Raw genomic sequence first — 13,073 nt, forward strand, 5'->3', positions numbered from 1 at the left:
CGAGTCTTCCTCGGACTCCGACTTGTGGCGATGGGAATCTTTCTTAGCGGCTGCGTCGCTGCTGGCTTGCTCCTCGAAGGGCCTTGGCGTCGGGTGTTGGTCAGCGTAGCGCTAATGAAGGTGGCGGACTCCGTCCTCGACATCTATACCGCACGGGCACTGGTCGAGTGCCGCATCAATCTCGCGGCTGGGAGCGCCTGGATCAATGCGCTCCTGAGCTCTGCGGGTTCCCTGACCGTCATCGCCCTGGGTTATCCAGCAGAACTCGCTGTCATAGCCTCAGCCGCCACATCTCTTGTGGTGGCAGTCTATATGGCGACACGCGGTTCTGTGGACGCTCTTCAACATGATAAGCAAGGCCAAGTGCGCGCCGCCCGCACGCTCGTCATGCATGGGTTCCCGCTTGCGGCAGCGCAAGCAGTCGTGTCTTTAGTCGCCTACGCTCCAGTGCTCATTCTCTCCGCGAATGACCATCTCGAAGCGGCGGGCATCTATGCGACGGTGCAGTATTTCGTGACTTTTGCCAACTTGTATTTCATGGCGAGCCAGCAGGCTGTGCTTGGTAAAGTCCGCCATCGGGTCCTAGCAGCAATTTCCTCGGGCGCCACACCCAATTTCATGCCGTATTGGTTGACGATGCTCGCCCCTGCGCTCGCTGCTTTCCCTGTGCTTGGTATCAGTCTCCAACCCCTCGTTGCACTCATATACGGACCATCGTTCGATACGGGCGCACTGGTGCCGTGGATCGTCGCCTGCACAATTGTTGGCTTAGCGATCGAGAATTGCATCATTTTGGCCCTGCTCGCGATGAACCGCTACTCCACCCAGTGGATATCTGCGGTCGCGTGTCTGCCGGCAATGGCACTAGTTGCCATCTGCCTAGTTCCCATAAACGCGCTGGTCGGCGCATCGGCAATGACCGCAGCAGCCATCTTAACTAGATGTCTCGTGCTTGTTGCGATATTGATCCCCAACCTGCGAGAGAACGAAAAGAGAGTGTCGTGATGAAGCCCCAGGATCTGTACTTCTCACTACCCCCCAGACTTCAGTCTGTTGCAGTCACGGCTGCCGGGTGGAGGAACCACCCGTCCAGATACGGCCGCGTGTACAGATCGGCCAGGGCGGCACTTCCTGAACTGGACCTGTACCCTTGGCCAGAACTAGAGCGGGTCCAGTGGGCGCTTCTCGACGGACTTTTTCAGCACGCTCGCAGCTCAGCGAAGTTTTACGCCCACAAGTATCGCCACTTGCCTGACAGCTTCCGCCCTACTGGAGCGACGCTTCAGGCCGTTCCGGAGCTCGGCAAGGAAGAGTTGCGCGCCAACGTAGAGGATGCCTACACCCTGAGCGCCCGAGACAGCGTTGAACTGCACACAGGGGGAACAACGGGAAAGTCGCTTGTCGTCCGCATGAGCATGCATGACATGCAATTGCGTATGGCGATTCTCGACCACTTCAAGGCCCGTGTCGGTTTCGAGAACCGACAGATGCGCCGCGTGACTTTCAATGGCAAACACATCGTTCACGCCGACGCTTCTCGGCCGCCATATTGGCGCTACAACGCAGCTGTAAGGCAGCTAATTATGTCTAGCTTCCACGTAACTGAATCCAACCTAGGAAGTTACGTAGATGCACTGAACGATTTTAGGCCGGAGTCTATCGATGGATTCTTCTCGTCCATCGTTGAAGTCGCGAAGTACGTCGAGCGAAGTGGGAAGCGCCTGAACTTCGTTCCCATAGCGATCTTTCCCACTTCGGAGATGGTCGACGAGGATGGGCGTCGCGTCATCGAACGCGTCTTCCGCGCCCCCGTTTTCAACCAGTACTCGTCAAGTGAAGGCGCTCCCTTCATCACGGAGTGCCAAGCTCGGACGCTTCACGTCGAACCTGTCACTGGGGTATTTGAAGCGGGGCCACATGGCGACATGCTAGTCACCAGCATCCAAACGAGCGGGACCCCCCTGATTCGGTACGCAATAGGTGACTCAATAGAGTTTGGTGAGACTGCGAGCTGCGAGTGCGGTCGGTGGACTCCTATTATCCGTACTATCCACGGCCGCGGTAATGACTTTCTGTACAGGTCTGATGGTGCGAAGATTCAGGCGGGCAACGTGGCCAACATCTTCAAGAATGTTCCGAACAGCGTTATAGAAGCCCAGTTGCGCCAAGTAAGAATCGGTGCCGTACATATCCTCATTGTCGTGGACAAGAGCCGTTTTGAGGAGTCGCACCTTCAGATCCTGCGCAACGAATTTGCTTCGAAGTTCGATCGGGGGACGACTCTAGAGATATCCGTTGTGCCCGCCATCGAGCGGGCAAAGAGCGGCAAGAAGCGATTGATCCTCAACGAGGTCGAGCCGAAGTGAAGACGGTGAGCCTTCGGCTCCCCGCCGACCGCACGCCCCGGAGCGAGTGGCTTCTTATTCTTGCTCTGGCCTGTGCTCCTATGACGAGTCTGCGCATAGGGCTAGTTGGGCCAGGTGAGATAGCGGCCCTATTGTGGGTGGCCTTCCGGTTCCTGTCGGGGACGAAGGGTAGCCTGCCGCGAGGTCTACTTTTGGCTTGGTGCGGACTCCTTCTCGGAGTACTTCTAGCCGGATATTTCGCGGATGCCGATTTTGGGGCCGTTGCAAGATCAAGCATTACTTGGCTCTACCTGGGCTTCGTCTTCCTCGGTGTCGTGGCCTATCCACCATCTTCGCCAATGTTTTTTCTGCGTCGCGCTGTTGTCTGGGCCACAATACTCCAAGGGGCCATATTCGCCTATTCCCTCACCTTCTCGGACACACTTCTGGGGGTGAAGCTCTGGTATTCAGAAGACCGCTACAGCGGTTTGGCGGACAACCCACACCAGTTGAGTCTGTTGATGGGCGGCACTCTGATCTTTTCCGGCGCTTCAGCCTTCGCAGCCAAAGAGGGCAGGGCTAGGTTCGCATGGGCTGCTGTGTGCGGACTCAGCTTGATCGTTGGCTTTGCCACGGGTTCGAGCACGATGCTGGCTGCTGTCGCAATAGGCGCTGGCGCGACCGTCGCCGCGCAAGTATTGCGCACATCCGACAAGGGGCCGTTTCTCGTGCTGCTTGGTGCCCTCGTCTGCGTGGCCGCCTTTGACTGGGTCTTGGATGGGATCGATTCCTTCTTGGCTGCGGATGCTAACGGCTATGGACGACTTGAGTTGTGGCTTACCTTCGATGTTGTTCTCGATACAAGCCCCATCGTGGGTTTGGGGCCGGGATATCACGCCGGTGGAGGCACGGAAGAGTTCCACAACATGTACTTGGATATCTGGGCTGTGGGTGGCATGCTGGGCCTGTTCTCGCTCGTTTCCATCCTCGTCCTGATAGCGTGGCGTGCCCGTTCTTCGCCCATGTTGTTCGCCTGTGTTATGTACTTGGCTGGATACGGCCTGGCGGGGTTCTCGGCGCGAAGATTAGTATTCTGGCTGTTTCTGGCCTGCGTTATTGCAGCTGCCGCAGATCCTGCGCGCGTCGGACCGAGCCCCGTTAAGGGACTCGGCGCTAGATAGTCGCGTCGTCATCGCAATTTATTTCGAGACTCGGGGAGTTTGCTGTGCATAAATTGAAGATCGCCGTCGCCGGGACCGGTTACGTGGGACTGTCCAACGCCGTGGTGCTGGCGCAGCACCACGAGGTGGTGGCGCTGGACATCGACCCGACCAAGGTGGAGCTGATCAACGCGCGGCGCTCGCCGATCGTGGACCCCGAGCTGGAGGACTACCTGGCCAACAACGGCCTGGACCTGACCGCCACGACCGACCCGGGCCAGGCCTACGAGGGCGCGCAGGTCGTGTTCATCGCGACCCCGACCGACTACGACACCGAGACCAACTTCTTCGACACCTCCAGCGTGGAGAAGGTCCTGGTCGACGTCCTGGCCCACGCCCCCGAGGCGGTCGTGGTCATCAAGTCCACGATCCCGGTCGGGTTCACCGAGCGGGTCCGCGCCGAGCACCCCGGCGCCACGATCCTGTTCTCCCCCGAGTTCCTGCGCGAGGGCCGGGCGCTGTACGACAACCTGCACCCCTCGCGCATCATCGTCGGCGACACCGGCCGGGCCGGGCGGATGTTCGCCGACCTGCTCGTGCAGGGCGCGCTGGACAAGGACGTGCCGGTGCTGCTGACCGGGTCCACCGAGGCCGAGGCGATCAAGCTGTTCGCCAACACCTACCTGGCGATGCGGGTGGCCTACTTCAACGAGCTCGATACCTACGCCGCGACCCGCGGCCTGGACACCAGGCAGATCATCGAGGGCGTGGGCCTGGACCCCCGCATCGGGGACCACTACAACAACCCCTCCTTCGGCTACGGCGGCTACTGCCTGCCCAAGGACACCCGCCAGCTGCTGGCCAACTACGGCGACGTGCCGCAGACGCTGATCACCGCGATCGTGGAGGCCAACACCACCCGCATGGACTTCATCGCCGCCGACATCGCCGAGCGCCACCCCCGCACCGTGGGGATCTACCGCCTCATCATGAAGGCCGGCTCGGACAACTTCCGCGCCTCCTCCGTCCAGGGCGTCATGTCCCGCCTGCAGGCCCGCGGCATCGAGATCGTCATCCACGAACCCACCCTGGACACCGACACCTTCCAGGGCGCCCGCGTTCTCGCCGACCTGGCCGAGTTCACCACCGCCAGCGACGTCATCATCGCCAACCGCCTCGACGACACCGCCCGCGGCTTCGGCCCCAAGCTCTACACCCGCGACCTCTACAGCCGCGACTAGGCCCAACTAGATGTAACGTGAGAGTTGGAAATATCTACCTCCTAAGGATTTGTCATGGATCTGAATGACTATTGGCGCGTCTTGAGAAGAGCATGGCGGACATTTGTGGCGACCATTCTCGTGATTGTCGCTGCGGCTGCTGTGTTGACTGCCGTGAGCCCGCGCGAATACCTAGCTACTTCCCAACTCTATATATCGACTGGCGGCGGAGATAGCGTCTCTGACCTGGCTCAGGGAGGATCGTTCACCCAACGCCAAGTGACCACCTACGCAGACATCATCTCCACTCCACTAGTTCTTGACGAAGTGGTTGCGTCGCTTGGCCTTAGCGAGTCCTCCCACAGCCTCGCCCAGCGCGTGACAGCCACGGTTCCGCCCGAGACAGTACTAATCGACGTCTCTGTGACCGATCGCGATCCCGTTCAGGCGGCAACGATCGCTAACGCCGTCACTGCCGAGTTCTCGTCCGCAGTGGAGGATCTAGAACGAGTTGGGACCGGAACAAGCGCTGTCAAGGCCACGGTTACGCGACCGGCGACAGCCCCTACCACGCCCGCAAGTCCCAATCTCGTTCGCAACTTCTCCTTGGCCCTTGCGTTGGGTGTTCTCGCCGGCGGGTGCCTTAGTCTAGTCCGTGACCTGTTCGACGCTCGGGTCAAGGGAGAGGCCGACGTCCAGCGCGTCACCGACGAGCCCGTCATCGGCGCCATCGCCTTCGACAAGGACGCCCCGGACCACCCGCTCGTCCTCGAGATCGACCCGCACAGCCCACGCTCCGAGGCGTTCCGCGCGCTTCGGACGAACCTCCTCTACGTCAACCCTGACGACCCGGCGCGCACGCTGCTGGTGACCTCGACCGTCCCCGGTGAGGGCAAGAGCACGACGTCCGTCAACCTCGCGCTGACCATGGCCGAGACCGGAGCCACCGTCTGCCTCATCGAGGGCGATCTGCGCCGTCCGCGGATGCTCGAATACATGGGGCTCGAGAGCGCCGCCGGCCTAACCGACATCCTCGTCGGTCGCGTCGAGCCGGAGGACGTGCTGCAGCCCTACGTCGGCGGGCTCCAGGTGCTCGGCTGCGGCGCCATCCCGCCCAACCCGAGCGAGCTGCTCGGCTCGGCGGCCATGGAGCGTCTCCTCGAGCGCCTGGCGCGGGACTTCGACTACGTCATCATCGACGCCCCGCCGGTCCTGGCGGTCACCGACGCCGCCGTGCTGTCGACCGTCGTCGACGGCACGATGATCGTCGTGGGCGCGGGCGTGGTGAACCGCGACCCGCTGGGCCGCGCGATCACCACCCTCGAGCGCGTGGATGCCAATATCCTCGGTCTCGTGCTCAACCGTCTTCCGATCAAGGGGCCGGACGCCTACTCGTACTCCTACGAGAGCTATCGCCCCGAGACCCCCGCCGAGAACCGCCGGCGGTCCAGGTCCTCGCGCCGCCAGCGGTCTCGCGCCAAGGGCTGAGGTCGTGGCGCTCAGCGCCCGGATCCAGAACGCGGTGATCGCCGGGCTCGCCGCGCTGGCCCTCGGCATGTCCGCCTTCGCCGTGTGGAGCGTCGGTCGACCCCATCCCTCGCTCCAGGGGGGCACCGGTGTGACCGGCACACCTGCGGCGGCGGGCGACGACGACGCGGCGACGAGCTCGGCCCCGCCGGACAGCGACGTCGCCACCGAGACGGGCGGCGACTCCGACCAGGAGACGGTCGAGCCCACCGAGACCGCCGAGCCGCTGGACGCCAGCGTCGGCGGCTGGGTGCGTGCCTGGCAGGGCGAGGCCGACCTGCTCGTCATCGGTGACGGCTACAGCCACCTGCCCTCCCAGTGGGTGCAGCTGTGGGCCGCCGGCCTCGGCGGCCAACGCCCGGTGCAGATCCACCACTGGGGCGAGGCGGCCGACGTCGCCTTCAACGACCCGATCGTGCTCTCCGACACCGGCGACGCCCCCCTGACGGTCTGGAGCGCCAGCCGCGCCGGCTCGACCATCGCCGCCGCGGCGCAGCGCTACGACCGCTTCGTCTCCGCCTCGACCGAGCCCGACGCGGTCCTCGTCAGCATGGGTCTGAGCAGCGCCAACGAGGACATCCCCGCGGGCCTCGACGCCCTGGTCGCCGAGGTCGACGACGAGGTGCCCGTCCTCGTCATGGTCGGTCCCGAGGCCCTCTACCAGCCCGGTGTCGGCGACGCGATCCTGTCGTGGGCGCAGGACAACAACGACCGCGTCGCGGTCGTCGACCTGCGGATCGTCGCCCCGGCCAACCCCACCGCCGAGCAGTGGGCCCGGGCCTTCCAGCAGGCCGTCGACCAGGGCTGAGCGCGCACCACATACCTCATCTGCCACTCCCATCCCGGAGGGGTGGCGGAGTTCTTGCTGGCCGTGCGAATATCCTGTCCTCAAGGCGCCGAACCGTGACTCGGCGCCAATGCAGGAAGGCTGACCGTGCGATATCTGCGACGGTGGCGTCAGCATCGACGGGGCGATGGATCTGGCGGTCAACAGGCTCGACTGACCGAACACGTCGTGGACGGCGTGCGCGAGCAGATCGAGGGCAAGGTGGTGCTCGTCACCGGTGCCGGCGGCAGCGTCGGCGCCGAGCTGTGTCGGCAGATCGCCCTGCACAACCCGGCGAGGCTGGTCATGCTCGACCACGACGACAGCCGGCTCATGGAGTCCTGGCTGTCGCTGCCCGCTCCCTCCCCCGCCCGCTGGCACGACCTGCTGCTCGGCGACATCCGTGACCTGGGTGCCCTCTGCCAGCTCGTCGGCCCGGTGCACCCCGACGTGGTCTTCCACGCCGCGATGCTCTCCGACCGGGGGCTGCTCGAGCACTTCCCGCGCGAGGGCTTCCTGACCAACGTCAACGGCACCCGCAACGTCCTCGAGGCCTCCACCCTCGCCGGCGTCGGGCTCTTCGTCCACGTCTCCTCCAGCGCCGCCGCCGACAACGGCAGCGTGCTCGGGCAGACGCTGCAGATGGCCGAGGAGATGACGGCACGGTGGGCGCGCGACGGGATGGGTCGCTACCTGTCGGTCCGGCTCGGCGAGCGCCCCTCGGGACGCCGCACGGCCGCCGCGGGACTGGCCGAGGTGTGCCGCCAGCTGCTCTCCGTCACCGCGAGCGGGTTCGACGGCGTCGTCGTCGACGCCACGGCCGACAGCCCGTCACCGCAGGGGCTCTTCGCCCCAGGTTTCCCAGCCGTCCCGTGACTCGCGGCTCTGTCCGACAAATCGTCCTCGGGACGGATTGCCGCCGGGCGGGATCGCAGCAGACTGACGCCACAGGTTGCGCCTTGTAGGGGGGCGCATCCCTGGACAAGAGAGGCCATGAGCATGGTCATTTCGTCATGCCCTGACGCGGACGGGGTCGGCAAGACCCATCCGCACGGGGGCGCACCGCAGACCGTCCGGCGACGACCTCCGGGGCGGACGGGACGATGAAGGTCGTGGTCACCGGGGCGGCCGGGTTGCTCGGCAGGTATGCCGTGTCCCGGCTCCGCGCCTCGGGCCACCAGGTGCTCGGCCTGACGCGCGGGGGCGTCGGCGGGCACACCGCCACCGACTACTCCGTGGAGTCGCTGGCCGTCCTCCTCCGCGGGGCCGACGCCGTCGTCGACCTTGCCTACAGCCGGCCGGTGACCAGCCACCACGCCGACGTGACCCGCACGATCGTCGTGGGCACCAACGTGCTCGAGGCCGCCGCCCGGGCGTGGGTGCGCACCGTCGTGCAGGCCTCCTCCGTCGAGGTCTACGACCCGGACGCCACCCGGCCGTTCCGGGAGGACTCACCGACCACGCCGCGCAGCCCCTACGGGATGGCCAAGCTCACCGTCGAGCGGTGGGCGCAGCTGGACGCCTACCTCGAGATCCGCACGGTCAGCCTTCGGCTGTCGTCCCTGATCGGCAGCGGTGAGTGCACCGGGTGGCCGGTGGCGGCATACCTGAGGGACGAGGCGAGTGCACGGCCGCCGCACGAGCCGCCGGGCACCGTGCACGACCTGCTCCATGTCGCCGACGCGGCGCGGGCCATCGAGCTGGCGCTGCTCACCGAGACCGCGGTGGGGCCGGTCAACATCGTGGGCCCACACCTCTACTCCCCCGCCCAGCTCGCCCAGGTGGTCGACGAGGAGCTGCACGGCACGCACGCTCCCCCGGGCACCTGGACCGAGCCGCCGTGGCGGCTGGCCGAGGAGGCGGTCGACTGCTCGCTGGCGCGCCGGGTGCTCGGCTTCGTGCCGGAGCACGACGTCCGCAGCGCGCTGCGCGAGCGGCGCGCCGCGCACGCGAGCGGCGGTGGGTGCCTGCCGGCCCGGGACCGGGCCGTGGCGCGGACGGTGTCCTAGGCCCCCGGAGCGGCCAGGATGTTGCGCTGGTCCTTGACCCACAGGCCGGTGAGGCCGCGGAAGTGGGCGACGAACTGGTCGTGCTCGTGCGCGGGGTAGGTCGCGCGGACCGTCTCGACCAGCAACTTGTCGAACTCCGGCGAGGCGACCCACTCCAGCACCCGCTCGGGCAGGTGCGGGAGGTGCTGCTCGCACCACTCCCAGTAGCGGGCGGAGTCGAACTCGGAGTCCGCGAGCTCGCGGTAGGCCCGCATCTTCTCCATGTAGGTGCGGTCGGGGTCGTCGGCGATGTCGAAGTAGGCCCGCGGGCTGCGCACGCCGATGAACGACCGCCGCCCGGTCACCAGGCAGTAGGTCGACCAGCGCACGAGCGCGGTGATCGCCCACGGGAAGTAGTAGTGCAGCGAGGTCAGCGCGACGTCGGGGCAGGCGTTGGCGTAGTCGATCGGGTGCACGTCGTCACCCCTGACGAGCATCTCGCAGCTGTTGAACTCCCAGCCGAAGAAGGCGTTGACGACCTTGCTGACCGTCTCGGCCTCCCACCCGGCCTGGGCGCTCAGGAAGTTGTGGGTGACGGCATACCTGGAGTGCATGGGCTCGCCGGGGCGGAAGTCCATGACCATCGTCTCGGGACCGATCGACAGCGCCCGCGCGAAGTGGTCGTAGTCGATGGTCGCCTGCAGGTGCATGAGCATGTTGCCGGACTCGTCGTAGGACGTGTGCAGCTGCTCGACGTTGTCGACCCGGGAGACGCCGCGCCAGCCGCCGCCGTCGAAGGGCTTCATGTAGAGCGGGTAGCCGACCTCCTCGGCGATCGCCTCGAGGTCGAAGGGGTCGTTGTAGCGGGCCGAGGTGTAGGCCCAGCGCACGTTGTCGACGGGGTTCTTGTAGGGCACGAGGACCGTCTTGGGGATCTTCATGCCCAGGCGCAGCATCGCGACGTAGGCGCTGTGCTTCTCCATCGCCTGGAAGGTGAAGGGGCTGTTGAGCAGGTAGGTGTCGTTCATCAGCGACGCCTTCTTGAGCCACTCGCGCGGGTGGTAGTACCAGTAGGCGAGGCGGTCGATGACCAGCCCGTGGCGCACCGGGTCGGTGAGGTCGAACGGGTGGATGCGCACGCGCTCGCTGCTCAGCGAGTGGGTCTCACCCCCGTGCTGGATCGGCCCGACCATCCGCAGGATCGACTCGAAGGCGCGTGGCCAGTCCTCCTCCGCCCCCAGGAGCAGGCCGATGAGGTGGGCGCGAACGTCACTGCTCATGCCAAGCGACATTAGCGGGTCCGGGCCCTCCCGTCAGGGTCAGCGAACTTCTTTGTCCGGAGATGTATCTGGGCAGGTCCCAGGTGCTCTGAGTGGTCGGGACGGGGGATCCGTCCAGGCGGGAGCAGGGGCCCGCCTGGCCGAGATCCCTTGCGGTCCGGCCGGGCGCGGGTTGGGGAGCCCGGGCGGACCGAAAGGCTCGTCCGGATGAGGAATTCAGGGGCCTCATCCGGACGAGCCTGAGGGGTGTCCGAGGGCTACGGACCTTCGAGACCGTCAGCGTCGATAGTTGCCCAGACCCACGGGGATCCCCTCGGGATGGGTGACCGGAATCTGGTCATCCAGCACCGGAAGGGCCGCCCAACGGCCGGCCCGGTAGTCGAACTTGACCGTCGGGCCAGTCACAGCAACCACTGACGCCAGATGATGGAGCCCGGTTCGGTCGAACGGCTGCTGGGATAGCAGAGCCTCCGGCAGCGCTGACGCAGAGGGGCCGAACCACTGCCAGAGATCATGCAACGTGACGGTGGCGAGCCTCTCGATGACGGCGTCTACGTCGACGAAGCCCGCTCCGGCGGTGGAGCTCGAGGCGCCCGGAACTGGTCGAGCAGCCGACAGCAGGAACTGCCTCAGCAACTCCGGCGATGAACGAACCGACATCGCATCTCCCGTCTGCCGCACGAGTTCCTCCACGATGCTGCGACGCACCCCGATCAGCGGGAGGGCAAGCAGCGCCGTGGCGTCCTCTCCCTCCCACCAGATTTCCCGGCCGAAGGAGTCGATGATGCCTCTGCCTACCGCCGGTACACCGATCTGTCTCCCCGTCTGCGCCACGACGATCTCTCGCCCCAACTGGCAAAAGGCCGCAGTGACGAGCCTCGCGAGGAAGGTGACCTTGGGTGCGGCGAAGGAGGTGCCCCGCTGCGCCGGATTGAGATCAGATGCCCCGTGCGCGACCAGGTCTGGTCCGGGCCCGCCGCGGCTGGAGTATGCCGCGATCCGCGTCCCGTCCGCATCCTCGGTGGCGCCCACACTGAGGACCCACTCAGGACGGGCCCATGCGGAGAGTGTGTCCTCACCCTGATCCCCGCAGTTGCCTGCCGCAACCACGACCAGGACCTCCCCCGAGGCAGCGGCCGTCGCCATATTCACTGCGTCGCTGGTGGTCGTAGGGAAGCCCACCGCGAGCGTGCCCAGACTGAGATTGACGACTGGGACGATTGCGGGCGGGGTCGGGAGCTCAAGGTCGGGACCCCAATCCAACTGGGCTTCGATCCCGTTCTCCCGCAGAACGGGATAACCCGAACCTGGCGGGTGTCGGTAGAGCGCACCGTCGTCGTTCGCCTGTCGAGCGGCGAAAGCAGCCAATGCGTCCAGACCTACAACGACGCCACGGGTGCGATCCACGGTGGCCAGGGCGGGCACGCAGCCAACCACCCCCAAGACTGCGCGAACCGGTTCTGGATCGTCGCAGTCGATCTCGAGGATGCCGAGCTGCTCGTAAACCCAACGGACGGCGCCCAGCCCAGCGAGTTCTCTCTGCACCTCCTCGGTGAGGCCCTGTTCGACAGCAAGAAGATGGCGGCCAGGGCGAACGTTCAGGGTCGAGGCGTCGAACGTGTCACACCGGGACGAGCTGAGAAGGTCCAACCTGCCGTAATACTCCTCCGGCACGGCCATGGCTCTAGCTCACGAGGGCATGCACGTCATCAAAGGCATCAGCTACTTGCCACGCCACGAAGGCCAGGACGGCGACCACCAGGGCCACGAAGGCCAGCCTCGCTGCGTCGCCAACCCCAACAAGCGCCGCAAGCAGGGCGTCGAACTGCTCTACCGCCTTGCGACCTTTCGTCACCCAGGCGATGCGAGCGATGTGCTCCTTGGTGATCGTTGGCAGTTTCTTCGTGGCGGTCTCCACACGGTCCTGCGAGGCAGTCCTCCACGCCGCCTCCACCGAGCCTCGTCCGAGAGCTTTTCCGTAGAGATCGCCGGCAAACGATGACGCACCTTTCTCTACCTGCTCTTGCAGTGACTTCATCAGATCATCGAGTTGCTTCTGGGCAGACTTCGGCAGCATCTTCTTGACCTTGGAGACAACCCATTTGGCTATCCGTGCGGCCGAGCGCTTCAGAGCATCGCGCCAGCGCTTGAGGTGCTCGATGACCGTGTCAAAGGCCTCTGCGGCCCCTCCCTTGAGCACTCCACGCAAGCCCTCCAGAAGGGCGGTGCCCGCGAGCTTGCCGACGCTCCCCTTGACGACCCCCCAGGACTCCGTAGCTCCGGCGGACTGGACCTTGTCCAACGTGTCTGTCAGTGAATCGGGCAACGTGGCGACCGCCTCGGCCTCCACGAGTGCAGCGCGTGCGTCGGCGAACGCCACGGCTTGGGCATTGCCGACGCTGAGCTCTCCAAAACCGTCCGGCTGATCGGCCAAGGTGAGCGCCTCGCTCATTGCCAGTGTGCCTGTCACCAAGGCGATGCTCCCCAGCACGTCACCAGCGGCGTCGAGCTCAGCCAGAGCGCGGTCAGCGTCTGCAAGGACATCGTCGGTCCTGTCCTGGATGCGTGCCGCGACCTCCTCACCCTCGCTATCCGTGGCGAGTTCACCGAAGGCTCCTTCAGTGAGTGGTGCGATTAGCTCGGCTTCCGAGAGCAGAGCCTCTGCTGATGCTCGCCACTCCGCGGTTGCCGTCCTGATGGCCTGCGTGGACATGATTGATCAACCCC

Annotated in this window: 11 protein-coding genes and 1 pseudogene; 9 read left to right on the plus strand and 3 right to left on the minus strand. The window is 65.4% G+C overall.

Translation table 11 applies throughout. The features are described from left to right. The first annotated feature begins 114 nt into the window (after positions 1 to 114). The 9 genes and pseudogenes from FB476_RS14955 (at position 115) to FB476_RS14990 (ending at position 9,087) form a co-directional block, all read left to right on the plus strand. Entirely contained in the window at positions 115 to 1,005 is an 891-nt protein-coding gene (locus tag FB476_RS14955; RefSeq protein ID WP_141820804.1) for a lipopolysaccharide biosynthesis protein, read from the plus strand. Continuing rightward, positions 1,005 to 2,366, plus strand: coding sequence for a phenylacetate--CoA ligase family protein (locus FB476_RS14960; protein ID WP_170233677.1), 1,362 nt, complete (start codon positions 1,005 to 1,007; stop codon positions 2,364 to 2,366). Before FB476_RS14955 ends, FB476_RS14960 begins: the two co-directional genes overlap by 1 nt. A 431-nt stretch (positions 2,367 to 2,797) precedes the next feature. Continuing rightward, positions 2,798 to 3,526 carry an O-antigen ligase family protein gene (locus FB476_RS14965; protein WP_141820808.1) on the plus strand — a complete coding sequence of 243 codons (729 nt, stop codon included), beginning with the start codon at positions 2,798 to 2,800 and terminating at the stop codon, positions 3,524 to 3,526. Positions 3,527 to 3,579: 53 nt separating this feature from the next. After that, on the plus strand, positions 3,580 to 4,746 hold the full coding sequence (locus FB476_RS14970; protein WP_141820811.1) for a nucleotide sugar dehydrogenase: 1,167 nt from the start codon (positions 3,580 to 3,582) through the stop codon (positions 4,744 to 4,746). 54 nt (positions 4,747 to 4,800) lie between these two features. Beyond that, positions 4,801 to 5,052: pseudogene (locus tag FB476_RS17255) on the plus strand (Wzz/FepE/Etk N-terminal domain-containing protein); the annotation flags it as partial. A 291-nt stretch (positions 5,053 to 5,343) separates the two neighbouring features. After that, on the plus strand, positions 5,344 to 6,213 hold the full coding sequence (locus tag FB476_RS17020; RefSeq protein WP_238329821.1) for a CpsD/CapB family tyrosine-protein kinase: 870 nt from the start codon (positions 5,344 to 5,346) through the stop codon (positions 6,211 to 6,213). Positions 6,214 to 6,217: 4 nt separating this feature from the next. Next, positions 6,218 to 7,060, plus strand: coding sequence for a hypothetical protein (locus tag FB476_RS14980; RefSeq protein ID WP_141820815.1), 843 nt, complete (start codon positions 6,218 to 6,220; stop codon positions 7,058 to 7,060). 207 nt (positions 7,061 to 7,267) lie between these two features. Then, positions 7,268 to 7,954 (plus strand): polysaccharide biosynthesis protein, encoded by a 687-nt coding sequence (locus FB476_RS14985; protein WP_170233678.1) that lies wholly within the window; start codon positions 7,268 to 7,270, stop codon positions 7,952 to 7,954. Between the two features lie 227 nt (positions 7,955 to 8,181). Further along, positions 8,182 to 9,087 (plus strand): NAD-dependent epimerase/dehydratase family protein, encoded by a 906-nt coding sequence (locus FB476_RS14990; RefSeq protein ID WP_141820819.1) that lies wholly within the window; start codon positions 8,182 to 8,184, stop codon positions 9,085 to 9,087. Here the strand turns inward: FB476_RS14990 and FB476_RS14995 are convergent. The 3 genes from FB476_RS14995 to FB476_RS15005 all read right to left on the minus strand — a co-directional run bounded on the left by FB476_RS14995 (position 9,084) and on the right by FB476_RS15005 (position 13,059). After that, positions 9,084 to 10,346 carry an ATP-grasp domain-containing protein gene (locus FB476_RS14995; RefSeq protein ID WP_141820822.1) on the minus strand — a complete coding sequence of 421 codons (1,263 nt, stop codon included), beginning with the start codon at positions 10,344 to 10,346 and terminating at the stop codon, positions 9,084 to 9,086. The two genes, FB476_RS14990 and FB476_RS14995, sit on opposite strands and share 4 nt — an antisense overlap. A gap of 276 nt (positions 10,347 to 10,622) precedes the next feature. Beyond that, a complete protein-coding gene (locus FB476_RS15000) occupies positions 10,623 to 12,026 on the minus strand; it encodes a S8/S53 family peptidase (protein ID WP_141820824.1) in 1,404 nt (467 codons plus the stop codon). A 4-nt stretch (positions 12,027 to 12,030) separates the two neighbouring features. After that, positions 12,031 to 13,059: a hypothetical protein gene (locus FB476_RS15005; protein ID WP_141820826.1), complete on the minus strand. Its 1,029-nt coding sequence runs from the start codon at positions 13,057 to 13,059 to the stop codon at positions 12,031 to 12,033. Positions 13,060 to 13,073: the final 14 nt, after the last annotated feature.

It is taken from the genome of Ornithinimicrobium humiphilum, from assembly GCF_006716885.1.
In the GTDB taxonomy this organism is placed as follows: Bacteria; Actinomycetota; Actinomycetes; order Actinomycetales; family Dermatophilaceae; genus Ornithinicoccus; species Ornithinicoccus humiphilus.

Coding starts and splice junctions, on each gene's coding strand:
- FB476_RS14955 (WP_141820804.1), top strand. CDS start 115: ATGAAGGTGGCGGACTCCGTCCTCGACATCTATACCGCACGGGCACTG.
- FB476_RS14960 (WP_170233677.1), top strand. CDS start 1,005: ATGAAGCCCCAGGATCTGTACTTCTCACTACCCCCCAGACTTCAGTCT.
- FB476_RS14990 (WP_141820819.1), top strand. CDS start 8,182: ATGAAGGTCGTGGTCACCGGGGCGGCCGGGTTGCTCGGCAGGTATGCC.
- FB476_RS14995 (WP_141820822.1), bottom strand. CDS start 10,346: ATGAGCAGTGACGTTCGCGCCCACCTCATCGGCCTGCTCCTGGGGGCG.
- FB476_RS15000 (WP_141820824.1), bottom strand. CDS start 12,026: ATGGCCGTGCCGGAGGAGTATTACGGCAGGTTGGACCTTCTCAGCTCG.
- FB476_RS15005 (WP_141820826.1), bottom strand. CDS start 13,059: ATGTCCACGCAGGCCATCAGGACGGCAACCGCGGAGTGGCGAGCATCA.